The organism is Aliibacillus thermotolerans (genome assembly GCF_027853235.1).
Taxonomy (GTDB): Bacteria; Bacillota; Bacilli; order Bacillales; family Marinococcaceae; genus Aliibacillus; species Aliibacillus thermotolerans.
Window position 1 is genome coordinate 59,518 of sequence record NZ_WKJG01000028.1, and the last position, 24,849, is coordinate 84,366.

Consider the following 24,849-nt stretch of genomic DNA (forward strand, 5'->3'; position numbering starts at 1 on the left):
TCGTGGAAGTCCGGCGCGCCAAAACGGAAAACCAAATAAAAGATGCGCTTCAAGTGAGATACAAAGTATTTGTAGAAGAACAACGCGTTCCAGAAGAAATCGAAATAGACGGACTCGACGAAGAAGCCAATCATTTCGTATTATATCATCAAAAAAAACCAATCGGTGCAGGTCGACTGCGAGTGTCAGGGACAGTGGGAAAAGTGGAAAGAATTTGCGTATTAACTCCCTATCGCAAGCAAGGATTTGGAAAATTAATCATGGATGCCATCGAACAATCCTCCCCACAAATCGGTGTCTCCAAACTTACCTTACATGCCCAATCTCACGCTGTCCCTTTTTATCTACAGCTTGGATATGAAATTACTTCCGAACCATTTATCGAAGCAGGCATCGAACACGTTTCCATGCAAAAAACGGTTTCTCGCTCGTAAAGAGAAACCGTTTTTTCATTAAGCAAGCGTATCCAGTTTTTTCCCTTTTCCTTCTAATTCTTTTTCCACTTTTTTGCGTTTATCATGTAGTAATTCATACACTTCCTGGCGATTGAGTAACGGATCCCGTTGATATCTATGAATACCATACCATTGTACAGGAGCTGTTGGTTGAATTTTCCGAATAGAAGAGCCACTTTTTACATCACGACTGCCATATTGGACGGCCGTTTCATTACTAGTCGGAGGTACGTATCCCATATCATTCACCTCACTCGTTCCTATCCGATCTCTTTTCATTCTATACCCGTCATTCCCTTTATTAAAACGTATTTTACAGCGTGTTTGCTTTTGCCGATGAGCAGAAGGCCCATTTTTTTATCTTCACATCTTAAATAGCACCTTTTTTCTTTTTTCTTTATATGATGATACAGAAAAGAGAAAAAGGAGTGAATGCAAATGGGTTGCAAAAAACATGACGGTCATGCAGGTGGATGCGTTTGCGATGCCGTTCAATCGATAAAAGAAGCACAAGATAAAGTAGAGAAAGGAGCCGACTGCAAAAATAGTTGCTATGACAAACTATTAAGTCCAAAACGTCATCATCGTTCAGGTTCTGATACAGTCCCATTTATGTTGCAAAATAAAAAAGGAAATTACTTTTATTCCGTAGGCGGCGTCGGCACAGATCATTGTTTTCAAACGGTGTTTTTCCGCGTAGAAAAAGTGGATGAAAAATCTTGTTGTGCTACCTTATCCTTGTTACGTCCTGATACAGATATTGAATTAGATGGTTGTTGCGTGGACCCTACTTCCATTTGTGCAGTAGATGATTTAGAACGGACTGGATATTGCATCGAAGTAGACCTCGACTGCTTCTGTGCGATTCAATGTCTTGATCCGGATCTCGTTGGCGGTAACAACCATCATCACGGCTGCTGTAAATAATCCATCTTTATTTGGAGCTGTCCAAAAAGTCATGATTGGTGACTTTTTGGACATTTTTTTGTTACCGCTTCATCAAAAATTGCTTTTGGAAACGCCTCTTGGCCGAATCATGGCATGTTTCCAACACCAAATTGTTGATGGAAGTAAGTCATGGATAGTCATGCCATCGTTTCATATAAAAATAGCTAATGGAAGCAAGCCATGAATGGCTCATAACACTGTTTCATTCAAAAATGTCTGATGAAAGCAAGCCATGGATCGCTCATGCCACCGTTTCATTCAAAAATAATAGTTTGTGGAAACAAGCTATGAATGGATCATGGCACCGTTTCAGCGCTAAATGATTGTTGAAAGGAACGCTCGATTTATTTTTCAGAACTTATTAGACAGCCTCCTTTTTTTATAAAGAGACAATATACATTTTTTCTATTTCTTTTAAATCCAGTGTATATTCTAACTGATCGGCTTCGTTTAACAAAGTAATCGCTTTTTCATCAATCGTGACAACTAAACCTTGAATTCTCTTATCTTTCGTTTCGCACGCAATCACTGGATCAATATAATGAGGCAATTCTTTTACGTACTGAATCATTTCTTGTACGCTCGTATCTTCCTCCTTTATTTCTGCTGGTGACGTTGGTACTTCTTCTTTTTTCGTTAATTTTTGTTGTTTTTCTTGGTCCGTTGTAGTTGAGAACGTACTTCTACCTTCGCTGACTTCTCTATGTTGGTGAGATGCATACTGCTTTCTCTTCTTTCCTCCTTTTTTTCTTTTCTTTTCGCCTACTTGTTTTTTTACAACCATTCGTTGTCCTGGTTGTTCAATTTTTGCAGTGAGCTGAGGTTGATCAATATAATAGAGCGGCTCTGATTTATCATTCCGATTCACCATGTGATCCCTCCGCGCTTCTATCTTTTCTTTAATAGCATGTATATGCATCGTGAAAATCGTTCATTCTTTTTTATTTTCGGCATATAGTGATAGATATAGGGAGGAATGGCTCATGCTTTGGTTTTTTTTCGCGTTAAATATGTGGTTTGTATTGCTATTATATTCTTATTTATTGAAAAAAAGGCATCGTACGGAAAACAGTGCTACCTTTATCGTCAACGTGACCATGACCCCTCCTCTTCTGTTTGCACTCTGTAATGGACTGTTATTTACTCATATGTATCCCGGGTTTCTAGTAGAAACGAGTATTGCGGCAGCTTTTTTAGGAGCAAGTTGCGGACTGTTATTTGGAAGTTTATTTGATAATCATTCGAGTATGTTTGGCGGAGCGAGTGGGATATTAGCCGGTATTATTTCCCCTTTTATGAGCGAAATTACCGGTCGTTCTCTTTCTTTATTATTATTTACTCACGCTATATTTTTTCTTTTCCTGCTTTATCTTCGCTATCAAAAATTCAATCATTAACTTATTTCCCAAAAAAACCGACTCCGTGCTAGAATAGATGACGCGATGCGGTTTCTTTTTTTTGAATTTTTTGCGACAAGGTGGTGACACAAGTGGTTGTAGAATATATTCTTATTTTTATCGGAGCGGCAGTTCCTTGGTTTGAAATAGGACTTGTCATTCCCCTTGGAATCCTTCGAGGCCTTTCCCCTTTTTGGGTAATGCTTCTTGCTTTTTTTGGAAATGTGAGTACAGTTGTTGCCCTTATTATTGGGTTCGATAAATTCAAATTATGGTATACAAAGCGTCAAAAGAAAAAAGAAGCTTCTTCCGCTAAACGAAAAGAGCGGGCGAAGCGAATTTGGAACAAGTATGGCCTGCCAGGACTCGCATTTTTAGGTCCCATTGTACTTGGGATCCATATCGCTGCTTTTATTGGAATGTCTTTAGGAGCTTCGAAATATTGGACAATCCTTTGGATGACGATCAGCTTACTGTTATGGACGCTTTTCTTTGGGATTGTTACGATGCTTGGTTTTGATTTTGTGACGAATCGCTGGTGAATCACTTCGTTACGAAAAAAAGCGAACCCCCCGTACTTCCTTTTCCGGACTGGTTCGCTTGTTGTCATTAAATACCAATTTGATGAAAACCACCGTCGACGTGAATGATTTCTCCCGTAATACCGCGCGATAAATCACTCATTAAAAAGAGCGCTGTATCTCCTACTTCTTCTTGATTCGTTAAGCGACGAAGGGGTGCTCTTTCTTCAATTTCTTTTAACACCTCATTAAATCCACTGATTCCTTTGGCGGATAATGTTCGAATAGGTCCGGCTGAAATGGCATTGACACGGATGTTATCTTTTCCAAGATCATTGGCGAGATAGCGAACACTTGCATCCAATGAAGCTTTCGCTACTCCCATGACATTGTAATTTTTCACGATTCTCTCACCACCAAGATATGTCAACGTAACAATTGAGCCGCCTTCATTCATTAAGCCTAATTCTTTTATAGCTTTGGCTACCGCTGTAAGAGAATAAGAACTGATATTATGTGCCAGTAAAAAGCCATCGCGCGTCGTGTTTAAATAGTCGCCACTTAAATCTTCTCGATTAGCAAAAGCAATGCAATGGGCAAGCCCCTGAATGGTTCCGACCTCTTCTTTGATTTGTTGAAACGCTTGTTCAATTTGGTTGTCGTCGGTAATATCACATGGTAAGATGAGTGAATCATCCCGCTCTAACGTTTCTACTAATTGTTTTACGTTTTTTTCTAAACGTTCGCCGGCATATGTAAAAATAAGTCGCGCTCCTGCTTTTGCTAGACTTTGAGCAATCCCCCAAGCGATACTTCTTTTATTCGCCACCCCCATGATGACATATGTTTTTCCTTCTAACGATAACGGCATCACTATCTCTCCTTCATTCCATATTCTTTCTAGCAATACTATGATAGCATTTTACCATTCTTCCCTACTACTCCCAATATCCTTTTGAATGTACGAACCATTGGTTGAAAATAAGGATGATTATTCGATACAATAAACGGCAAGCAAGAGAACGAACACGAAAAAGCAGGTGATGTGCTTGAATCACACGTATGACATCATTGGAGACGTACACGGATGTTTTCGTGAATTAGTCGCTTTATTGAAAAAATGTCATTACGATGAGTCAGAAGGTATATTTATTCATCCAGAAGGAAGAATGCCTGTTTTCGTTGGAGATATTACCGATCGAGGTCCTGCTTCTGTTGAGACGATCAAGCTTGTTACCAACATGGTAAGAAAAAAAGCCGCACTGTACGTACCTGGGAATCATTGCAATAAATTATATCGTTATTTTCTCGGGAGAAATGTTCAAATTACCCATGGATTAGAAACGACGGTGAGAGAGTTGCAAAAACTATCCTCTAATGAATACGAGAAGGTAAAAAATGCGTTTATGGAGTTATATGAAAACGCCCCTCTTTATTTGCGGTTAGCAGACGACCACGTAGTTGTTGCCCATGCGGGAATTCGTGAAAACTTGATCGGACAAAAAGGGAAGAAAGTAAAAACATTTGTTTTGTACGGAGACATTACTGGAGAAAAACATCCCGATGGATCTCCAGTGCGAAGAGATTGGGCTCGGCATTATCGGGGAAAACGACTCATTGTGTATGGACATACTCCCGTCCATCAGCCAAGACAAATAAACAACACCATAAACATTGACACGGGATGTGTATTCGGAGGGGCGCTTACGGCATTTCATTATCCAGAGAAAATTTTTACAATGGTAACATCTTCCCTTCCGTATCAAAAAGAAAAATTTACAACTTTTTAGCAATTTAATCGCCAATAAATGATTCTTTTACTCGCTTCCAAAATGGAAACGGACGAAATCGAGCAAAGCGGATACTTTCTTCCGCTACTCGACATTGTAACGACTTAATATTTTTTCCAACTAATGAAGCGTGATCGATCGTCAGCATTAAATCGACATCATTCACCGGCTTTAATAAACACGTGTGGTGCTGAGGTAAAACGAGGGGAGAACCGATCGTTCGATAGACGCGATTGTTTATGGACGCCATTTCAGATACTTGTAAAGAGGCAAGGGAAGGATGTAAAATCGCACCTCCTAAAGACTTGTTATAGGCGGTACTGCCGGAGGGTGTCGAGATACATAATCCATCTCCTCGAAACGTCTCAAATGGTTCGCCTTTAATGTCCATTTGACAAACGAGAGAGCCTTCTAAAGATTTTATCGTACATTCATTCAATGCGAGATGGCGATCTGCTCTTGTGTGATCATCATACCGGACAACGACTTCCAACAGCGGATACTCCACGACCTGAAACGGCGTTTTGGCAATGTGAATAACGAGCTTTTCTACTTCTTCCGGCTTCCAATCGGCATAGAACCCTAAGTGTCCGGTATGAATACCGACAAATGCGGTTTCATCTAAACGGTCGTGAAAGCGATGAAAAGCATGCAAGAGCGTTCCATCTCCTCCTACCGTAATTACAATATCTGGTGTTTCTTCATTTAATTCTAGGTCAAATTCTTGTAAATAGTTAATGAGCTTCTTTTGTAAAGCATTCGATGTCTCATCCCCACGTGATGTTACTGCAAATCGCATCGATGACACCTCCAGCGAGACTTTATTTTGACCGATAGTTTTTTTCTTGATTTTTCATCATAATCCGTTGCGCTTCACGAACTTCTCCTTTTATTTTGGACATTTCTTCATCTAACAAGAATGCTGCCTCCGCTGCATTTTGTAATCGTTTTTTGATCGTTGCAGGAATTTCTCCTCGATATTTGTAGTTTAAAGAGTGCTCAATGGTCGCCCAGAAGTTCATGGCCATCGTGCGGATTTGGATTTCTACAAGCACTTCTTTTTTTCCTTCTATCGTATGTACAGGATAGTTGACGACCATGTGATACGAGCGGTATCCACTCGCTTTTTTTTGCTTAATGTAATCCCTTTCTTCAACAATAATAAAATCCGAACGTTCGTGTAACATTTCTACCACTGTGTCAATATCGCTAACAAATTGACAAACGATGCGGATTCCTGCGATATCTTGCATCTGGGTAGATAACTGATCGAGCGGAATATTTTTACGGGCGGCTTTCTCTAAAATACTTGTGACCGGTTTTACTCGACCAGTAACAAATTCAATCGGAGTATGTTGGGAAGACATTTGATATTGATCCCGTAGTCGTTTAAATTTTACTTTTAATTCTTCCACCGCTTGTTTATAAGGTGATAGAAACGTATCCCAATTACTCATCGAACACACCACCTACATTTGTTCTTATTCAGTTATTACGGTTGTACTTGAAAAATCTCCTCTACTGCTTCCACCATTTCCTTTCCATAATTCCCGTTTCCAGGTATGTTCGTTAATACATACTCCATCTCTTCGTGAAAATGAGCAAGTAAAATAGGTTCATAAAGAGATGCATATACGTCCCATTCTTTTTCATACGCTTCTTTTAGCACTGGCCACACTTGTCTTGGAAGACGAAGCTGCACAAAGGCATCATCGGAGTCTAACACGTATACGAATGTTAACGCTTCGGAATCAACCAGCAAGCGCATACCATCTTTCAGTCGTTGCCACTCCGAAAGCGGCCAATTTTCAATCGGATGTAAATGTAGCGCACTTTCTTTTCTTGAAGTGTTAGTAACTGTCAAGACGTGTTCCATCATTCCACCTCGCATTATTTCTTCCTCATCTATTTTACCACAACGAGATAAAGCCACTAGGAAAATGTTTTTCAACAAATATCTATCCCGATATTTTCCTTTCATATGTTATGATAGTAACTAGTTATGATTGCTCTTTACGAGAAAGAGGGAATGTATGGATGGCCAAAGAAAAAGAAATGGAAGTAAAAAATCTTTTAACAAAAACCGAGTTTCAATTGTTATGTGAAAACTTTGGAATTACTGAAGATCAATTCACTTGGCAAACAAACATATATTATGACACACCCGAATTTTCCATTCGGAAAAAACAAGCGTCATTACGAACGCGCGAAAAAAACGACAGTTTCGAGTTGACATTAAAACAAAAAGCTGACATTGGGAAATGGGAAACAAATCAAACGATTTCTCGAGCTGATGTTGAAAGGCTGAAAGAATGGAATGAGTTACCGGAAGGAGAAGTAAAATCACAACTCATACAATTATTTTCCAAACTCCCTTCTCCCATTGAATCATTCGGATCCCTTCAAACAAAGCGAGCAAAAATTCCTTATCAAACAGGTACTCTTTTTCTCGATCACAGTGTTTACTTAGACAAAGAAGACTTCGAAATAGAGATTGAAGGCGAAAGTATGGAAGAAGTGGAAAGATTACTCCATGCCCTTTTATCTCAATACGATATTCCTAAAAGGAATACAAAAAGTAAGATCAAACGCTTTTTCACACGATTACAAGAGCTACAACAATCAACGGAGTGAGGAAAGTGAATATTTCACCATTATTAGAGTTATTATCCATATGGGCAACAGATTCCCGTCAACCTAACCGAACAAATCCACCCGTAGCAGGCGTGTTTCAAACGTATTTACAAAACGCCGTACAATCCCAACAGTCTTCTTTAGCGAACGACTCCACATCTTCTTTATTTTTGTCACCAGAAATGGCATACCGTTACTTTCAAGGGAGCAAGCAAATCGGCGGAGTCACCGCAGATAACATGACAGAACAAGTCTCCGGCACGAGTCAAAATAAGCAACCTCCATTAAAAGTGACGAGCAATTACCAAGACTTAATCGAGCAAGCCGGGAAACGATACGGAGTCGATCCAAACTTAATCTACGCAGTTATTAAGCAAGAGTCAAACTTTAATCCAACAGCGAGAAGTCCGGTTGGTGCGATGGGGCTGATGCAACTGATGCCTGGAACCGCCAAGCATTTAAACGTACGCAATCCTTTTGATCCTGCAGAAAATATTGATGGTGGCACGCGATATTTAAAAGAGATGCTCGATCGTTACAACGGAAACCCAACCTTAGCGCTCGCAGCATACAATGCAGGCCCTGGTAACGTTGATCGCTACAACGGTATTCCACCTTTTAAAGAAACACAAGCTTATGTACCAAAAGTAATGAGTACGTATCGTTCCCTCTCTTCATAGGCTGTACCATAGACTGTCTTAGAAAAGCCCATTTTCTCTTCTAAGACAGTCTTTTTTTATATTGGATGAAAATCAAATCATTTGCGGTGTGAATGAGCCATTGCTACAATGAATCGTAGAAGAACACTTGATGATACCCTTTGTCTACTGTCAGAAAGGAGCACCCCTATGGAAGAAAAAGCGTCTATGTATGAACGAATCGGCGAAGAGTTACTGCACCGTCTCGTCGATCAATTTTATAAAAATGTAAAAAATGACCCAGACCTTTCTCCTATTTTTCCAGATGATTTAACAGAAACAGCGAGAAAGCAGAAACAATTTTTAACCCAATTTTTAGGAGGTCCCCCTCTCTACACGGAAGAGCACGGTCACCCGATGTTACGGAAACGCCATCTTCCTTTTCCAATTACTCCGACGAGAGCGAAAGCATGGCTACGATGTATGGAACGAGCAATGGATGAAGTAAATTTTCACGGCCCCCTACGCGATGTCTTTTATTATCGATTAACGCTCACCGCACAGCATATGGTAAATACACCGGAAGAATAGCGACAGAAAGGAGTCTGGACCAATGAAAGAGTTAGATTATCAGCTAGAGTGTGATGAAAAGCTGGGTATCTGTGGTCTTTCTCCTGGAGAAAAGATAAAAGAAAAGAAAAAGATTGAACTGTATATTTTTACCCATCCGCTTTGTCCGGAATGTTGGGCTTTTGAGCCTGTACTAAAAAAGTTATTGTTGGAGTACGGTCATTATTTTACCGTTCGTTATTTCGTATCCACTCATTTAGATTTGTGGAACATGAACGAAACTCGGTACAAAAAAGAACAAAAGAATTTGGCTCATTTGTATGAAAAAACAGGAAGTCGCTCTGGGATGTCGTGTGATGGAGACGTTTGGTTAGAAGTACCCATTCATTCGCCCCATGCACCGTCCATCGCTATTAAAGCTGCTGAAATGCAAGGAAGACAGCTATCTGTGCAATATTTACGAAGACTAAGAGAATTGTTATTTCTTCACAAAAAAAACATTACGGATGAAGAAGTGCTCATCGAATGTGCCAAAGACACGGATTTAGATGTCGAGTTATTTAAAAAAGATTTCCATTCAAATTGTGCCCTGAAGGCTTTACAATGTGATATGAAAACGACGCTGGAAATGGGTGTCGATAAATCCCCAACATTCATTTTTTTTAATGATATTGTTGAAGACGGTGGTTTAAAAATATCCGGCTTGTACTCTTACGACATTTATGTCGCAATCTTACAAGAAATGCTCGGGGAAAAGCCGATTCCAAAAAAAGCAGTAAACTTACTAGAATTTATGAAACGTTTTAAGTTCGTCGCAACGAAAGAAGTGGAAGTTGTATTTGATTGGAAAGAAAGAGAAGCCATTTCTCAGTTAAAAAAGCTGGTGCTCCAAAGAAAAATTGAACAAGTTCCTGTGAAACACGGAACGTTTTGGCGCTATATCGGACCTGCTTCCCCGTAAGTCGCATAATTTCTTATTCCCTCCAATAATAATGAAAAAAGACGAATGAAAGAAAAGTGACATGGAGGGAGAAGGATGGTAAGAATAAGCGTTGGTCTCATTGGGATTGTGATTTCATTTCTGTTGTTTATTTTAGGGCTGATGAAACTATTTCCGCTCTTCATCGCAAGTTTATTTTTATTTTTATCGATTTTTTATACGGTCTCTTCGCTCAATGGAAAGCGCGGTTTTAAAGGAATTCATTCCTAACATAGAAAAAGGAAGCGACTCACTTGGTGGTTGCTTCCTCTTACATGTTGTCTACTCCTCCAACAATGCTTCCATTTCATCAAGCGTATCGCGGAACAATGTCATTGCCTCTTCAATCGGCTGTGAAGACGTCATATCGACCCCTGCTTTCTTTAAGACGTTAATTGGATAGTCTGAGCTTCCTGCTTTCAAAAAGTCGAGGTAGCGGGAAACTGCTCCATCACCTTCCTTTAAAATTTGTCGGGATAAAGCAGCCGCCGCACTGTAACCTGTAGCGTATTGATAGACGTAAAAATTCATATAAAAATGTGGGATTCTTGCCCATTCTAAAGCAATTTCTTTGTCTAACGTCATATCTTTTCCAAAGTATTTTTCATTTAATCGGTAATACATCTCTTCTAATCGATCAGGGGTAAGGGCTTCTCCTTTGGCTGCACTCTCATGGATCATTTGTTCAAATTCTGCAAACATCGTTTGACGAAAGACCGTGCCGCGAAATCCTTCTAAAAAGTGGTTTAATAAATATGCTTTTTTCTTTTTTTCTGTCGTCTCTTTTAATAAATAATCATTTAAGAGAGCCTCATTGACGGTAGAAGCGACTTCCGCTACAAAAATCGTATACCCGGAATAAGGGTAAGGCTGATATTTTCTACTATAATAACTGTGCATAGAGTGTCCTAACTCATGGGCGAGTGTGAAGGCGTTGTTCATGTTGTCTTCCCAGTTCATCAGAATATATGGCATGGTACCGTAAGCACCCGATGAGTAAGCCCCGCTTCTTTTTCCTTCATTTTCATACACGTCAATCCATCGTTTCTCGAATCCTTCTTTTACTGTATTTACATACGATTCTCCTAATGGTTCAAATGCCCGCAATACGAGTTGTTGTGCTTCTTCATAAGTGACTTTCATCTCGACATCTTGAACAAGGGGGACGTACAGATCATAATTGTGCAATTCGTCTAATTGCAACACTTTTTTTCGGAGGCGAACGTAGCGATGTAGTAGCGGAAGGTGGTTATTCACCGTTTCTACGAGCTGGTCGTAAACCACTTCCGGAATATGATTCTTACTAAGAGCTGCCGCACGAGCCGATGGATAGTTTCGGGCTTTTGCTTGAAATAAATTTTTCTTCACTTGCCCATTTAACATGCTCGCAAATGTATTCCGATATTTCTCATAGGTTCCATACAGCCCATGAAAGGCCTCTTTACGCACTCGTCGATTTGTACTTTCAAAAAAGCGTAAAATACGTCCATGTGTAATTTGCACTTCACGATTATTTTCATCTTTAATTGTTGGAAATTTTAAATCTGCGTTGTTTAACATGCTGTACGTATTCCCAGGTACCGACATCACTTCCGAAGCTTGTGCTAAAAGTGCTTCCTCACTTTCAGATAAAATATGAGGACGCTGTTTATTAATTTCATCTAACGTATGTCGATACAGTTGTAATTCCTTATGTTCTTTTAAAAATTGGGAAATTGTTTCCTCTGATAAAGATAGTATTTCCGGGACAATAAATGCCGTCTGTTCACCAATCTTCGCTGCAAGGGAAGAAGCACGATCTTCCAACCCTTGATAAAAAGAGTTGCTCGTGTCTTGATCCGCACGCATGTGGGCGTACGTATATAATCGTCCAAATCGCTCAGAAATTTGATCTTGCAGCTGTAACGTTTGATATAATTGATCTGCGCTTTTTCCTAAGGTTCCTTTTAATTGCTCTAATTGAGGAAGTAATGCTTGGATGGCATCAAATTCTTTTTCCCATGCTTCATCTGTTTCAAAAATTGCTTCTAAATCCCAAGTCCATTTTTTCGGAATTTCTTCTCTTTTCGGTAGTGCTTGTGATTGTTGATTGTTCATCAGTACACCTCCTACTCCCTTATTTTACCTAACAGAAGAGTGAAACGCTACTTTCGTACGTCTTTCGTTAAAATATGTGATGTTGCCATCTTTTATCCATCCTAAATCCGTCATCCACTGCACGCGGTAAAATAAGCGGAGCTAATTTTCTCCATCCTCCCTTACATTTTTGTAACACGTTCATTCGAGTCAGTAGTTCCAGATAAGCGAACAAACTTTTTTCCAGTGGTTGTGAAATAAAAGGAAATTCTCTCGTTTGAATGGAATAATGATCGATTAATAAAAGAAAGGTGTCCAAAAGAGAAGAAAAGGAAAAGGTGTCATAAAGAAGTACATGTTGTAGAAACTGGAGTAAAAAAATAGTTTGCCATACATAAATGGGTGTTGCAAACGTCTCACTACATAACGTTGGCCAACCTGCTTCACTAGGGTATAGCGACAAATCAGCTTTTTGTTCCAACAATAGTTGCTTTACGGAGGTTATATCAGGATATGGCTGCCAACGAATTCGTTGATAGCGCCAAGACCATTTATGTAAAAGCCATTCTTGGTTCCAATCCAGCGGAGCATCGATCGTTTTCGGTAAGTGAACAACATGGGAAATCGTCGCTTTGGAGAGGGGGAGTGTGTAGTAATCAGCAAAAATCGTTGACCGTTGTACGGTGGTGCGAGGAAATAAAAATGAAAAGGAAGCTGTTTGGGGAGAGAAATAAATGAAAGCATGTCTTTGGTCATCCCTTCGTTCTCGAAGACCAATCCATTCGAACGGTTGGATCGAAAATTGAGCGTATCTTTTAGGTCGAAGGCGATTTTTCCCATACATCCAGATCGGTTCTATTTGTAGTGATAAGTAATCCGTCGTTCGTTTCAACATTTCTTCTGGAGAGAGGGGCGATTGTTGGTATTCGATCACATAATTTTTTGATTGCCACTGCAAAAATAAATCTGCTTGTCGTTCGATCTTTGGAAAATATTTTTCCATTTCCACGCGTACTTTTTGTTGCCGTAACCATTGATACAAAATCATTTTTGCTTCGCGATGCATCTCTGACTCTCCTTTGTGAGAGACAGGGCAAGCTTTTTGTGGGAGATGGGCAAAATGCCAACGACGATGATTTCCTGTTTTTAAAATAACTTCTTGCTGACACACCGGACAATAAAAAGGAGGGGAATACTTCTCTAGAAAAGTAGGGGAAATTGGAGGAATCAGAGAGACTTGTTCATTCTCTTTTGTTTTTGCAATGAACATCACATCATACTCCTTTGACAAAGAGAAAATAAAAAACCAACTCCTTGTTGTGGAGCTGGTATAAAAAATTAAGATAAGAATTTCTTGCGAAGTGTTTCCAGTCCATCTTCCGCAATAATCACTTTTCCGTATTCGCGAATACGGTGAATAGAAATATCAGATTCTTCGCCGTATTCAAGCACATGACTAATCATATCATCTTGTTCGTCTTCAGTGTAGTAGTTATCAAATCTTAAATACAAATAGTACTTGTCTTCGAAATGGTATACTTCGTTTTGAATGTGTGGAATAGTAAACACTTCACTTAAAGACAACAAATCTTCAAAGTCTTTGAAAGAGATAACAATCTCTAATTCATCATTGTCATGATTTCCATTGGCATAGCGAGATTTCTGTGAAGAGTGAAACTGTTCATCAAGCATATCCACGATATTATCATCCATCACATCATCTTTATGGTGGGAAACAGGAATCTCTAATTTCACGTTTCCGTCAGTAATCTGTCCTCTTGTCACGACAATTTCCATCCCGTTATCTAACGCTTGGACTTGTATCCAAAGCGGACCTTCAATCTCAAAATTTTCACGATCATGTGCTTCGTTAATCATTTCGAAAAATAATTCTTCGCCTCGTTCCCGATTGTACCAAATTTCGTCCCGGTCAAATCCTCTTTCCTCTATATCTTTATAAGTGATAAAAAATTTGACCGTTGATTCATTAATTCTTTCGATCTCCACGATCTTCTCCCTCCTTCAGCAATAGGGTGGACCTTCGCTTCCATTCTCTCTTCAATTCATTCTTATCTCTGTTGATACTACTATTGTATAAGATAAGAGCAAGGTTGTTAAGGAACAATGCTCATCCCAAATTAATGAGTGTAAGATTGATGAGGGAGCGGAGCGGTGAAAGAGAAGGAAAACCATAATTTAAACATATCGTTCCACATTGATAGCGATAATTATGACTCACTGTCGTAAATCCACTTAAAAAATTCATCTATTAAGTGCTTATTTTCAATCATTATCAGTGAATTGTCAAGAGATAAAGTCCATTTATTTTCCTAAAATGAAATAAAAAATAGAGAAAAACTTCCACACCTTCTCTTCGTAGAAGTTTTCCTTGTCTTCTTTATTAGTTCACCAATTTTTGTGCTTCTAATAAATTAAACGTGCGTACTTTTCTAGGTAAAAAGCGACGAATTTCCGCTTCATTGTAACCTACTTGTAAACGTTTTTCATCAAAAATAATCGGGCGACGAAGAAGTCCAGGATGTTCGCTGATTAATTCAAACAAACGTTGTAATGGCAGGTTTTCGAGATCAATGTTGAGATCTTGAAACACTTTCGAACGTTTGGAAATAATTTCATCCGTGCCATCTTCGGTTAGACGGACAATTTCTTTCACTTCTTCCACCGATAACGGGTTGGAAAAAATATTTCTTTCTTCAAAAGGAATATCGTGTTCTTCAAGCCACGCTTTTGCTTTCCGACAAGACGTACAACTCGGTGATACGAGTAATTTAACCATTAGCAGCGTTCTCTCCCTTCCAGCCATACAGCAGCTGTTATATATCTTTTATGATCTTCATTGATAAAACTTGGCTTTCATTGTACTTTTATTATACAATAATAATTCTAATTTGAAAAGGGTTTTAAAGAAAATTTTTTCTTATAATTATCGATAAAACAGACACTTTGCACCATCGTTTGGTGGTAGTTTTCTCATTCCCTCTTTTCTTAATGATAAACCTTTTTATGATGAAAAAAGCTGTCCCCATTTCATTCGCCTATTCCATGGAGACAGCTTTCACCATTAAGCAATGGACTTGGATGACGTTCTTGCCACTTGTTCAGGGGTCGGGACCTTCTTCAAACCTTTGACATTTTTGCGGAGTAAATCTTTCCACAACTCTCGCTTTAAACGACGTTTTCTCTTTTCTTTATTTTTCACGATAGATCCCTCCTTTACACGTTAGACTTCATCAACCATAGAGTCCTTCTTTGAATCTTCATTAAAGGATAATACTTCCTCTGTGTTTTGATACGATTTTCCATACAACTCTTTATCTTTATACGTATGAATGTTTTCATACGTATGTTTCATCTTTTCAAAAATACTTTCTTCATCTTCATCTTCCGGAGACCAGTACAAAATCTCTAATGTGTTCTCTTCATCTGTTGCTAAAGATTTACGGGTGTAACCAATAGAAGTCGCGTGTTTAAATCCTTCCCGTTTATAAAAGCGAAGTCGCTTTTCTGTATCCGAATCTTCATAATCGAGAGGTTCTACTTCTAAAATAATTGGTTTATTACGCTCTTTCAATTTTTGTATTAATTTTCTTCCTAAACCTTTCCCGCGGGCTTCTTTTGAAACGTATAAATAATCGATAAATATAAAAGTATCTGTTTCTACATACATCATTACATGATATGGTCCTTCGTCTTTATGATAAATATCTCCTCTATCCTTTAACAATAACTCCATATGTTTCTTTGACTTCATTTCTTCAATCGGAAAATATTGTTTTAATTTCTCATACCAATTCATTCTTTAGAAGGACCCCCATGTTCGTTATATTATATATTATAAAGGAAAAGTAAGCATCACGCCATGTAAATGTCAAAAGACCATTTATCTCTTAGGATGATAAATGGTCTCCACTTTTATTCTACATTCAAAAAATGTGTAAGTAACCACGGTCCTTGTGGGAAGTTAAGACCGATTTGCCAACCACCGATTCCTCCTAAGCGATACTGTTGTACGAGCTTCATTTTAAAAGATAAGCTTTTCGAATCTTCAAACCAGACGACTCTTCTCGTCCCATGATCAACATAGTAAAAGTAAGGAGTTTTCGACTCTTCATCAAATTGAATGACAGCTCCATTCCTAATGGCGATATTTTGGGCTGCTAGTAGGGAGATTGCTTTCCCTTCTCCACCGTCTACTGGCCAATCGTATCCGTATAGCGCAACGCCTAGAAGTATTTTTTCTGCCCTTGTTTTCGTTAAGGCATAGTCGATCGTTTCTTTTACATTTTCAATCGGAGCTACTGGTCCGGGTTCACTTCCAAAGTAATGCCAATCGTAAGCCATAATGAACATATAATCGACACTTGCTCCGATTCCCCCATAATCAAATCCTCGTAACCACGAAATGTCTTCTTCCGTTTTTGGAGGGACAGCAACTGTCACTAGGCGCCCAAGCGGTACTAACCGTTCCCGCAGCTCTCTTAAAAATATTGTAAAAAGATCTCGGTCTTCAGCGACAATTTGTTCAAAGTCAATGTTTACGCCACCGTAACCTCTTTCCATCACAAGGCGAGCAATTTCTTCAACGAGTAAACCGCGCCTCTCTCTTAATACTTTCGATACGATGTCAGGGTTAAATCCTGTTTCTGTTAAATTTGTAATCGTCGCAAGGGGAGTGGAGCCAGAATTCCACGCCGCTTCAATCGCTCGTAAATCGTTTAAAGAACTTACATTTCCTTCCGGTGTCAGATGGTATTCAAAAAAGCCATAGTACGTCGTATATGGCGCAAAGTCTCTTATCACCCTTGCATCTCTTTCTGTTCCGGTAATATATAAATAACTTAAAGTTGCAGCAACATGCGCCGGTTGTTCTGGTATGATGATTTGCATTCCAATATACAATATGTCTCCAACCGTCGGATTTTGTTGGCGCAATGCATGAACGGATACGTATGCCATTTGAGCGATAGATTCCCACGTATCCCCTGGTTGCACGATATAAATGTTACGATGAACGATGATTGACTGCCCGGGAACGAGATCAGGACCTGTTAAGCCATTTATAAGCATTAATTCATCGATGGACACTTGATACTTTTGACTAATTTGAAACAGAGAATCACCGCTTTTCACCGTATATACAAACAAAATAACTCCCCCTTATTTACGTACGTTTCTATTTTATTTGTATCGTAAATAAAGGAGAGTATGACCTATGGAGTGTAATCCACTCCTTTTGTATATCTGTTCGCCGCATTCCATAATAAAAACTCATGAATTCCTGCTTCATTTAAAGCTCGAATTTGCTCTTCTACTTCTTTCACTCCATATTTTTTGTAATTTCCCGCCCCTAACCAGCTGGCAGTAAAGTCTTGAATCCAAGGGCGAGAGACGGGCGGGTCGTCCAATTGAGCGAGTACTTCCTTTTCCACTTCCGCATACGCTTTTGTTAATTCATAAGGGTAAAGGTCCGGCTTATCCAGTCCAAAATAAGGCGTCCAATGACTCGGGTAAATCATCGAAGAGATGACATCGACATGTTCTGAAATTTTGGCAAAATTTTGCCCAATGCCAGGGGCTTCATCAATCGTTGCGGCGTAGCCAAAAATGTCAACAGAGATATCGACATCATATTTGGACGTTAATTTTTCATAAGCGTAATGAACGAAATCAGTAACCGCTGTGACCCGCTGGGTAACACGATTTTCTTCTTCAGCGTAATCCCCTCGGGAATATTCAAGAATTTCATCCCTCGTTTCGAACCCTTCAGGAAAGCGGACGTAGTCGAATTGAATTTCTTGAAAGCCTAACTTCGCTGCTTCTTCGGCAATTTTTACATTATAATCCCATACATCTTTCACGTATGGATTCACAAAAGCTTCTCCGCGACCATTTTTCCAAACGGAGCCATTTTCAGTAAAAGACCATTCCGGTTTTTTCTCTGCCAGCACCGTATCTTTAAAGACAACAATGCGAGCAATCGGATAAATCTCATGTTCTTCTAGCACGTCCATCATCTTGACCGGGTCGCGAATCATATTTTTACCAATGTCAGGCACGTTCATTTCTTCCGTAGGTAAAAAAGTAAGATTACCGTAATCATCTTTAATATCAATGACCATTGCGTTCAATTCCGTCGATTGAATGAGATCGATTAACTCTTGAAATTTTTCTCCTCCAGCAGAATGCCCAGTAACATACACTCCTTTTACACCATCTTCTGGGTAAGCAAATTGATAGCCGCTGTTATAATAAAACCGAGACATGTCTTGTGGCAACTCTTTATATCCTACCGTTAATTCTTTATATGTATGTGGAATTACCGTGACTGTCTCCATTTCCTCCTCTCCGCTAGCTACGCCTATTCCTCCGAGTAACATCAAACTACAATAAATCCCAATGACCATTTTACCGATTCTTTTCATCCTACCCCCGACTTTCTATCTCTATCTTCCTATCAAATTATACATCTTGTGACAACAATTCCCAATAGAAAATTGAATTTTTAGGAGATTGTCTTTTCTCTTTCACTATACTTTCATTCCGCGATTCTTTATACTTTAGTAGTGAGACTTCACTAGAGGAGGGATTGACGTGCATCATAACCTTCGCTCGTTTATGAAAGCACTGAAAAAAGAAAAAGAAATTGTTGAAATAAAAACAGAAGTAGATCCATATTTAGAAATTCCCGAAATTCACCGACGCGTCATTGAAGAACAAGGGCCGGCGTTGTTTTTTACGAACGTAAAAGGTTCAAAAACACCGGTGGTGACCAATTTATTTGGGACAGAACGCCGAGTGGACATTGCATTCGGACCGAAACCTGAAGCGTTTACGAAACAAGTAGTGAGAGCGCTCGATTCATTGTTGCCGCCAACCCCGAAAGCATTGTGGAAAGAAAAAGCATTGTTTCAACAATTACGCCGCATCGGAATGAAAGAAGTATCGAAACAAAAAGCACCCATTCGACAAATAGAAACAGAATCTTTTTCCCTTCACGATCTTCCAGCGGTCACTTCTTGGCCTGAGGACAGCAATCCCTTTGTCACTTTGCCTCTTGTCTATACGGAAGACCCAAACACAAAGAGACATAATCTCGGGATGTATCGCGTAGAAATTAGGGAGCCGAAACGCGGGGGAATGCATTGGCAAATTCAACGCGGAGGTGGCTTTCATCATTACGAAGCAGAGAAAAAAAATGAGCCGCTTCCAACGACGTTATTTATCGGTGGCCCACCGGCATTGATTGTAACAGCCATTTCTCCATTGCCAGAAAATATCCCTGAGCTCGTGCTTGCTTCTTTATTACTCGATGACAAATTACCGTTAACAAAAGTAAAAGATTATCCACATCCATTAATTGCCGAAGCGGAGTTTGCTTTTGGCGGGGTTGTACCACCTCACGTACGCGAACCGGAAGGACCGTTCGGAGACCATTATGGTTATTACTCTTTAAAACATGATTTTCCAGTCTTTGACATCAAAAAAATGTGGCGGAGAAAAGACGCCATTTACCCGGCAACGATTGTAGGAAAACCGCGTCAAGAAGACTATTATATCGGAGAATATTTACAACGACTGTTAAGCCCATTTTTCCCAGTAGTCATGAGCGGAGTACATAGTTTATGGACGTACGGTGAGACCGGCTTCCATTCGTTAGCAGGAGCAGTTGTGCGGGAGTCTTACTATAAAGAAGGCCTTGCCCACGCACTTGCCATTATGGGACAAGGACAACTGACGCTGACGAAATTTTTAATGGTCACAAACAAAGTGATTGACCTGTCTGATGCCCGGCAATTGTTCGAAGCAGTATTAGAACGTTTTCGACCAGAACGGGATTTACTCATCATGAATGATACTTCCATGGACACGTTAGATTACACAGGAAGAAGTTTTAATGTCGGCTCGAAAGCAATTATGACAGGACTTGGAGAGCCGGTTCGAACACTCACCCGAACATATCTTGGTGGAAACATCCCAGGAATTTCGAAAGTAAAACCATTCTGTGGTGGCTGTCTCGTCATTTCCGGTTCTTCTTATGAAGAAGATGAAAAGTTAGCTGAGCGACTGGTGGATATAGCAAAAGAGCAGCTTGTTGACTGGCAAATGGTCTTTTTAGTCGACGATGCGGACATTGCGGACTCACAAATATCGTTCTTATGGACGACGTTTACACGTTTTGATCCTTCCCATGACTTATATGCAGAAGCTGACATTGTGCGTAACAACATCCGTTATCAAGGCCCACTCATCATTGACGCACGCATGAAACCTTTCTATCCAAAAGAAGTAGAACCGGACCCAGATACAGTGAAATTAGTCGATGAGAAATGGAAAAAGTATAAAATAAAAATGAAATAGCACGAGAAAAGGAGACGATGTCAACTAGGTCGTCTCCTTTCGTCAATCTTTAATTGTTGACGTAATGATAAAGGGAACTCATATCTTTTTCTCCGTAATGATTCTCATTTGCTTTCTCAAACATTTCTATCATCGGGGTTGCGATTGGTAGTGTCGCTTTTACCTCTTTTGCTAAATCGTCCGCTAAATGAAGATCTTTTAACAATAAGTTCAATGCAAATCCTGGAGTGTCAATATCTTTTGCGATAAATTCACGATAATGCCGGTCAAAAATTTTACTTTGCGCAAATCCATTTGTTAATACGTCATAGACAAGTTTGCGGTCTAAGCCGGCTTTTTCTGCTAAGTGTAAACCTTCACTGACCGCAATGGTATGTAAGCCAACCATGTAGTTGTTAATTAATTTCACTTTTGTTCCCATGCCAATCGAGCCACAATGGGTAATATTTTTCCCGACGACATCAAAATACGGCTTTGCTTTTTCAAATGCTTCTGCTTTCCCCCCTACCATAATGGAAAGAGTGCCTGCTTCCGCTCCTGTCGTTCCTCCACTGACTGGAGCATCAACATAGTAAACTCTTTTCTTTTCTGCTTCCATTTCGATTTTTTCATGCAGAGAAGGAGAGACGGTGCTGAAATCAATGACTAACTGATTTGCCATTATGTGGGTTAACACGCCATCTTCCCCGAGGATCACTTCCTCCACATCTTCTGGAAGCGGAAGACACGTCATCACGACGTCGACTTGTTTTACTAGCTCAGGAAGTGAAAAGCCGACGTTTCCCCCCATCTGTTTGAATCTCTCTTCTTTCTGTTTCGAGCGATTCAAACCGTACACATCATAGCCTGCTTTTAATAAATTGTGTGCCATCGGCATGCCCATATTTCCAAGTCCGATATAGCCGATTTTCGCCATCCTATTTCCTCCTTACTCCCAATCTTCTGAATTCATCATCCATTCACGAATGTCATATGTTCGTGCACCTGATTCCACATACGGATCTTGTTTTACTAGCGCTTCTACTTGTTTCAAAGATTCTCCTCTGTAAATAATTAATCCCCCGGAACCATCTGCAAATTTTCCATAAGCGGCAACGTTTTTCTCTCGATGTTGCTCTTCTAAAAAAGCAAGATGAGCAGGACGGTATTCTTTACTTAATGATTCGTCTTTCATTTTTAAATGAACTGCAAAATAAGACATATGGAATCACCTTCCTACACGTTTGTTATTTGGTCACGAGAAGACGTCTTTTCCTCGTACCTTATTTCCATGTTATCATGGGAAAGGATGTATGGAAAGGAAGGACAACAATGGATAAACGTGTATATCTTCTGATGATCGTATCTTTTGTGGCAGGATTAGTAGAATTAATTATTGTCGGTATCCTTGATTTAGTCGCGGCTGATTTAGGGATTAAACTTTTGCAAGCAGGCTTGTTTATCTCTGCTTTTTCGGTTACTTTTGCTATCTCAGCACCTGTCCTTCTTCTCATGACTCGAAAAATCGAACGAAAAAAATTATTACTGCTCACTTTAACTGCTTTTTTCTTTGCGAACGTCTTTGCCACTGTTAGTCACACCTTCTGGACGTTCATGATAGCTCGAATGATTTCTGCCATGAGTGCTGCTCTCTTAGTTGTGTTAAGCATTACCATCGCTTCGAAAATTTCTACTCCGGAAAAACGAGGGCGCGCCATTGGTCTTGTATATATGGGAGTTAGTGGTTCCCTTGTATTAGGGGTACCAATCGGTGTACTCATTGGAAATATGTTTAGTTGGCAAGCGCCATTTATATTTATTTCTCTCCTTACTTTACTGGCAATGATCGGTATATACTTCTTATTACCGCCAATGGAACCTTCTTCTCCCGTGCCTTGGAAAGAACAATGGAACAGCATTAAAAACAAACAAGTTATTTTTGCTCATCTCTCCACCTTACTTTTTTTAGCGGGACACTATACATTGTATGGTTACTTAAGTCCATATTTGAAATTAATCATTGGTATGGAAGACGTTTGGATGAGCGTCGTTTATTGGGTATTTGGCATTGCTGCTATTACCGGGGGAGGACTTGGCGGGATGTTATCCGACCGAGTCGGAATAAAAGCCACTGCTTTTTCGGTCATTTTTTTATTCATAATGACTTTCATTCTTATTCCAGTCTCCTCTTTTATCCCTGTTTTTATCGTTTTAACAGTGATTTGGGGAGCGATGAGTTGGGCATTATCTCCTCCGTTACAAAACCACTTGTACGACATTGCTCCAAACACCTCTGATATCCAACAAAGTATGAATAACTCAGCTTTACATTTTGGAATTGCGCTTGGTTCTTTTATTGGTGGTGTTGTGATTGAATGGGGTTCTCTTTCCTATAACCCGTATGTTGGTGCGTTTTTTGCTCTTCTCGCTTTCAGCACGTTACTACTTTCTTTTTTCTTTGGGAGGGATGAAAATTGGCAAGAAAAGCGTGGATAATGGGAAGCATTACCATTATTTTATGGGCTTCTGCATTTGCAGCGATTCGACTTAGTTTGAAGGAAGGTTATGAACCAACCTCTCTTGTGTTGATGCGTTTTCTTGTTGCTTCTCTCTTTTTTCTTCTTTTCTTTTTATTTTCAAAAAAACAATTTCAATTACCCGAACGGAAGGATCTTAGCAAAATATTTGTATTAGGATTTTTAGGGATTACTGTCTATCACGTTGGAATCACCTTTGGAATGGAAACGGTGGAAGCAGGAACAGCAAGCATGATCGTCGGTTCTTCCCCTTTTTTCACCTCCATTATTGCTGCTCTTTTTTTAAAAGAGCGAATAGATCTATTAGGATGGATCGGGTTAACAGTTGGTTTCTTTGGCATCGTCTTAATCACCCTTGGAACAAGTGAGGCGGTGTTTTCCATTTCTATCGGTGCGATTTATGTCATTATTGCTACCATTTCTACATCGATATTTTTTGTTTTTCAAAAAACGTTAAACCGTCGCTATCATCCGGTAGAATTAACGGCTTATTTTACGTGGGCGGGTACCATTCCGATGGTTATCTTTTTACCTGATCTTTTTCAAAGTTGGGGGAATGCGACCATTCAAGCACATGTGACAGCGATTTATGTTGGGGTTTTCCCAGCTGCACTTGCATATGCCACATGGGCCATTGCGCTTTCATTAGCTGAAGCGAGTAAAGTCACGATGCTCATGTATCTTGAGCCTGTCCTTGCGATTCTTATCGCTTGGATATGGATTGACGAATGGCCGAGTACACTTTCTTTCATTGGAGGGGCGATTGCGATTTCTAGTATTCTTCTCGTCAATTTTTTTGGTAAAAAAAGAAAAAGTGTATAAAAGCACCTGTGACAAGGGGGGGCGTTCTTTCCATATCTTATGTCTTCTATCAAGGAACAACCTTTCGCGCACGAATGAGTAACAAAAACAAAATCGGTAGCAACAAGAACGAATACCCATAAATTTTAACGAGTCCTTCATATCGGAAAAAGTCATTCCCGATATAAATCGTAGCCACAAAAACGGATAGCGTGAAAAAAGAAAATATTAATTTTTTAAACCACTGCGCGTGATACGATTGTGTACTTAAATCATAGGACAAGCGCAAATACAAACTACAACGAACGTAAGCGCCAATCACCATCAAGATGAGTGAATAGATGTCAAACCGGTCAATAAATTCTAAATTAATGATACGAGTAATAGAAAATGCGGGATAAAGAAAATTTTCTGCTTGTCCTAATCCGAAAATCGTAATAGCTCCACTTGTTGTTGAAAACATCATCAATGCATTTAAAAAAACCCCCGCGCCCCAATACCAAAAGTATTTTTTCGTTTCCGTATGTTTTATAGGAATAATTAATAATAGGAACAATTCTATCCAAATGTTCGTTAGTAGCAATGTTCCTAAAATAACCGGCGTCCAACCAAATTCTAATACAGGAAGGAGGTACCCCCACTCTTTTTTCACAGCGTCCATTAACGTAACGGTGTGACCGGTAACCATTCCGATAAAAGTGAGGATCCCGGCAGTAAGTGCAATTCGTTTTACTCCTTTTAGGGCTGCGTATACAAAGAAAATAAGAAACCAAAGCGCGAGTGCCCAACGAGGGGTATCCGATAAAAAACCGATATAAATTAAATTAATGAGCGATGAATAAGAAACGACAGTCAAAAAAAGAAAGTATATGATTAAAATGACAACCACAATCTTTGCCACCCATTTTCCCAACAATAGAGTGAGCCATTCATTGAAATTTTTTTCCGGGAACTTTTTCCGAATATGAAAAATAAAATAAGCAAGTACGAAACCGATTGGAAGTGCAATAATAATGGATAACCAAGCATCCCTACCTGCGATATCTAATAATAACGGGAGAATGACGACATGTCCCATAATCGGTAAAGTCATAACGAGTACAAATAATGTCTCCCATTTCGTTAACATTGTTTTCACCTTCACA

The 24,849-nt window shown here is 39.5% G+C and carries 30 protein-coding genes; 13 read left to right on the forward strand and 17 right to left on the reverse strand.

Translation table 11 applies throughout. The features are described 5' to 3' along the window. Positions 1-2 precede the first annotated feature (2 nt). Positions 3-434, forward strand: a complete 432-nt coding sequence (locus GJS40_RS03490; RefSeq protein WP_270896171.1) for a GNAT family N-acetyltransferase — start codon at positions 3-5, stop codon at positions 432-434. Between the two features lie 18 nt (positions 435-452). Here GJS40_RS03490 and GJS40_RS03495 read toward each other — a convergent pair whose 3' ends face one another. Then, positions 453-734 carry a hypothetical protein gene (locus GJS40_RS03495; RefSeq protein ID WP_270896172.1) on the reverse strand — a complete coding sequence of 94 codons (282 nt, stop codon included), beginning with the start codon at positions 732-734 and terminating at the stop codon, positions 453-455. A gap of 159 nt (positions 735-893) precedes the next feature. Here GJS40_RS03495 and GJS40_RS03500 point away from each other — a divergent pair, with 159 nt between their 5' ends. Further along, on the forward strand, positions 894-1,382 hold the full coding sequence (locus tag GJS40_RS03500) for a CotY/CotZ family spore coat protein (protein ID WP_270896173.1): 489 nt from the start codon (positions 894-896) through the stop codon (positions 1,380-1,382). A 400-nt stretch (positions 1,383-1,782) separates the two neighbouring features. Here the strand turns inward: GJS40_RS03500 and GJS40_RS03505 are convergent, their stop codons facing one another. Further along, positions 1,783-2,271 carry a hypothetical protein gene (locus tag GJS40_RS03505; protein ID WP_270896174.1) on the reverse strand — a complete coding sequence of 163 codons (489 nt, stop codon included), beginning with the start codon at positions 2,269-2,271 and terminating at the stop codon, positions 1,783-1,785. A 115-nt stretch (positions 2,272-2,386) separates the two neighbouring features. Between GJS40_RS03505 and GJS40_RS03510 the strand changes: the two genes are divergently transcribed. After that, positions 2,387-2,800, forward strand: coding sequence for a hypothetical protein (locus GJS40_RS03510; RefSeq protein WP_270896176.1), 414 nt, complete (start codon positions 2,387-2,389; stop codon positions 2,798-2,800). Between the two features lie 92 nt (positions 2,801-2,892). Continuing rightward, on the forward strand, positions 2,893-3,342 hold the full coding sequence (locus tag GJS40_RS03515; RefSeq protein ID WP_270896177.1) for a small multi-drug export protein: 450 nt from the start codon (positions 2,893-2,895) through the stop codon (positions 3,340-3,342). Between the two features lie 67 nt (positions 3,343-3,409). Here GJS40_RS03515 and fabI read toward each other — a convergent pair whose 3' ends face one another. Then, entirely contained in the window at positions 3,410-4,192 is a 783-nt protein-coding gene (gene fabI / locus GJS40_RS03520; protein WP_270896179.1) for an enoyl-ACP reductase FabI, read from the reverse strand. Positions 4,193-4,370: 178 nt separating this feature from the next. Here fabI and prpE point away from each other — a divergent pair, with 178 nt between their 5' ends. After that, the gene (gene prpE, locus GJS40_RS03525; protein ID WP_270896180.1) at positions 4,371-5,111 is read left to right on the forward strand and encodes a bis(5'-nucleosyl)-tetraphosphatase PrpE; all 741 of its coding nucleotides are present in this window, start codon (positions 4,371-4,373) and stop codon (positions 5,109-5,111) included. A 4-nt stretch (positions 5,112-5,115) separates the two neighbouring features. Here prpE and GJS40_RS03530 read toward each other — a convergent pair whose 3' ends face one another. The 3 genes from GJS40_RS03530 to GJS40_RS03540 are packed head-to-tail and all read right to left on the reverse strand — an operon-like array spanning position 5,116 to position 7,062. Further along, the gene (locus tag GJS40_RS03530; protein WP_270896182.1) at positions 5,116-5,910 is read right to left on the reverse strand and encodes an NAD kinase; all 795 of its coding nucleotides are present in this window, start codon (positions 5,908-5,910) and stop codon (positions 5,116-5,118) included. Between the two features lie 22 nt (positions 5,911-5,932). Beyond that, positions 5,933-6,568, reverse strand: a complete 636-nt coding sequence (locus GJS40_RS03535) for a GTP pyrophosphokinase (protein WP_270896184.1) — start codon at positions 6,566-6,568, stop codon at positions 5,933-5,935. 35 nt (positions 6,569-6,603) lie between these two features. After that, the gene (locus GJS40_RS03540; RefSeq protein WP_270896186.1) at positions 6,604-7,062 is read right to left on the reverse strand and encodes a UPF0738 family protein; all 459 of its coding nucleotides are present in this window, start codon (positions 7,060-7,062) and stop codon (positions 6,604-6,606) included. 86 nt (positions 7,063-7,148) lie between these two features. Between GJS40_RS03540 and GJS40_RS03545 the strand changes: the two genes are divergently transcribed. The 5 genes from GJS40_RS03545 (at position 7,149) to GJS40_RS03565 (ending at position 10,163) form a co-directional block, all read left to right on the forward strand. Beyond that, positions 7,149-7,745: a CYTH domain-containing protein gene (locus GJS40_RS03545; RefSeq protein ID WP_270896187.1), complete on the forward strand. Its 597-nt coding sequence runs from the start codon at positions 7,149-7,151 to the stop codon at positions 7,743-7,745. Between the two features lie 5 nt (positions 7,746-7,750). Further along, positions 7,751-8,425 carry a lytic transglycosylase domain-containing protein gene (locus GJS40_RS03550; protein WP_270896188.1) on the forward strand — a complete coding sequence of 225 codons (675 nt, stop codon included), beginning with the start codon at positions 7,751-7,753 and terminating at the stop codon, positions 8,423-8,425. Positions 8,426-8,593: 168 nt separating this feature from the next. Further along, positions 8,594-8,974, forward strand: coding sequence for a globin domain-containing protein (locus GJS40_RS03555; RefSeq protein ID WP_270896190.1), 381 nt, complete (start codon positions 8,594-8,596; stop codon positions 8,972-8,974). 22 nt (positions 8,975-8,996) lie between these two features. Then, on the forward strand, positions 8,997-9,914 hold the full coding sequence (locus tag GJS40_RS03560; protein ID WP_270896192.1) for a ClpXP adapter SpxH family protein: 918 nt from the start codon (positions 8,997-8,999) through the stop codon (positions 9,912-9,914). Between the two features lie 75 nt (positions 9,915-9,989). Beyond that, entirely contained in the window at positions 9,990-10,163 is a 174-nt protein-coding gene (locus tag GJS40_RS03565; protein ID WP_270896194.1) for a hypothetical protein, read from the forward strand. 51 nt (positions 10,164-10,214) lie between these two features. Here the strand turns inward: GJS40_RS03565 and pepF are convergent, their stop codons facing one another. The 8 genes from pepF to GJS40_RS03605 all read right to left on the reverse strand — a co-directional run bounded on the left by pepF (position 10,215) and on the right by GJS40_RS03605 (position 18,451). After that, positions 10,215-12,029 carry an oligoendopeptidase F gene (gene pepF, locus GJS40_RS03570; RefSeq protein ID WP_270896195.1) on the reverse strand — a complete coding sequence of 605 codons (1,815 nt, stop codon included), beginning with the start codon at positions 12,027-12,029 and terminating at the stop codon, positions 10,215-10,217. A gap of 67 nt (positions 12,030-12,096) precedes the next feature. Beyond that, positions 12,097-13,278 (reverse strand): competence protein CoiA, encoded by a 1,182-nt coding sequence (locus tag GJS40_RS03575; protein WP_270896197.1) that lies wholly within the window; start codon positions 13,276-13,278, stop codon positions 12,097-12,099. Positions 13,279-13,346: 68 nt separating this feature from the next. Further along, the gene (gene mecA, locus GJS40_RS03580) at positions 13,347-14,015 is read right to left on the reverse strand and encodes an adaptor protein MecA (RefSeq protein ID WP_270896198.1); all 669 of its coding nucleotides are present in this window, start codon (positions 14,013-14,015) and stop codon (positions 13,347-13,349) included. A gap of 394 nt (positions 14,016-14,409) precedes the next feature. Beyond that, entirely contained in the window at positions 14,410-14,805 is a 396-nt protein-coding gene (gene spxA / locus GJS40_RS03585) for a transcriptional regulator SpxA (RefSeq protein ID WP_270896199.1), read from the reverse strand. A gap of 285 nt (positions 14,806-15,090) precedes the next feature. Then, on the reverse strand, positions 15,091-15,228 hold the full coding sequence (locus GJS40_RS03590; protein ID WP_270896200.1) for a hypothetical protein: 138 nt from the start codon (positions 15,226-15,228) through the stop codon (positions 15,091-15,093). Positions 15,229-15,249: 21 nt separating this feature from the next. Continuing rightward, positions 15,250-15,825: a GNAT family N-acetyltransferase gene (locus tag GJS40_RS03595; RefSeq protein ID WP_270896202.1), complete on the reverse strand. Its 576-nt coding sequence runs from the start codon at positions 15,823-15,825 to the stop codon at positions 15,250-15,252. Between the two features lie 116 nt (positions 15,826-15,941). Next, on the reverse strand, positions 15,942-17,174 hold the full coding sequence (locus tag GJS40_RS03600) for a glycosyl hydrolase family 18 protein (protein ID WP_270896203.1): 1,233 nt from the start codon (positions 17,172-17,174) through the stop codon (positions 15,942-15,944). A gap of 65 nt (positions 17,175-17,239) precedes the next feature. After that, positions 17,240-18,451, reverse strand: a complete 1,212-nt coding sequence (locus GJS40_RS03605) for a putative glycoside hydrolase (RefSeq protein ID WP_270896204.1) — start codon at positions 18,449-18,451, stop codon at positions 17,240-17,242. A gap of 169 nt (positions 18,452-18,620) precedes the next feature. Here GJS40_RS03605 and GJS40_RS03610 point away from each other — a divergent pair, with 169 nt between their 5' ends. Continuing rightward, the gene (locus GJS40_RS03610) at positions 18,621-20,387 is read left to right on the forward strand and encodes a UbiD family decarboxylase (RefSeq protein ID WP_270896205.1); all 1,767 of its coding nucleotides are present in this window, start codon (positions 18,621-18,623) and stop codon (positions 20,385-20,387) included. 49 nt (positions 20,388-20,436) lie between these two features. Here GJS40_RS03610 and GJS40_RS03615 read toward each other — a convergent pair whose 3' ends face one another. Together GJS40_RS03615 and GJS40_RS03620 are read right to left on the reverse strand one after the other, a co-directional pair. Then, complete coding sequence (locus GJS40_RS03615) at positions 20,437-21,303, reverse strand: NAD(P)-dependent oxidoreductase (protein ID WP_270896206.1); 867 nt, start codon at positions 21,301-21,303, stop codon at positions 20,437-20,439. A 12-nt stretch (positions 21,304-21,315) separates the two neighbouring features. Then, positions 21,316-21,588 carry a YciI family protein gene (locus GJS40_RS03620; RefSeq protein WP_270896208.1) on the reverse strand — a complete coding sequence of 91 codons (273 nt, stop codon included), beginning with the start codon at positions 21,586-21,588 and terminating at the stop codon, positions 21,316-21,318. A gap of 110 nt (positions 21,589-21,698) precedes the next feature. On the opposite strand from GJS40_RS03620, the gene GJS40_RS03625 reads away from it, so the two are divergent. Then, entirely contained in the window at positions 21,699-22,862 is a 1,164-nt protein-coding gene (locus GJS40_RS03625) for an MFS transporter (RefSeq protein WP_270896209.1), read from the forward strand. Continuing rightward, complete coding sequence (locus GJS40_RS03630; RefSeq protein WP_270896210.1) at positions 22,841-23,725, forward strand: DMT family transporter; 885 nt, start codon at positions 22,841-22,843, stop codon at positions 23,723-23,725. The genes GJS40_RS03625 and GJS40_RS03630 overlap by 22 nt, the downstream gene beginning before the upstream one ends. 49 nt (positions 23,726-23,774) lie before the next feature. Here GJS40_RS03630 and GJS40_RS03635 read toward each other — a convergent pair whose 3' ends face one another. Continuing rightward, positions 23,775-24,833 carry a GerAB/ArcD/ProY family transporter gene (locus tag GJS40_RS03635; RefSeq protein ID WP_270896211.1) on the reverse strand — a complete coding sequence of 353 codons (1,059 nt, stop codon included), beginning with the start codon at positions 24,831-24,833 and terminating at the stop codon, positions 23,775-23,777. Between the last annotated feature and the right edge of the window lie 16 nt (positions 24,834-24,849).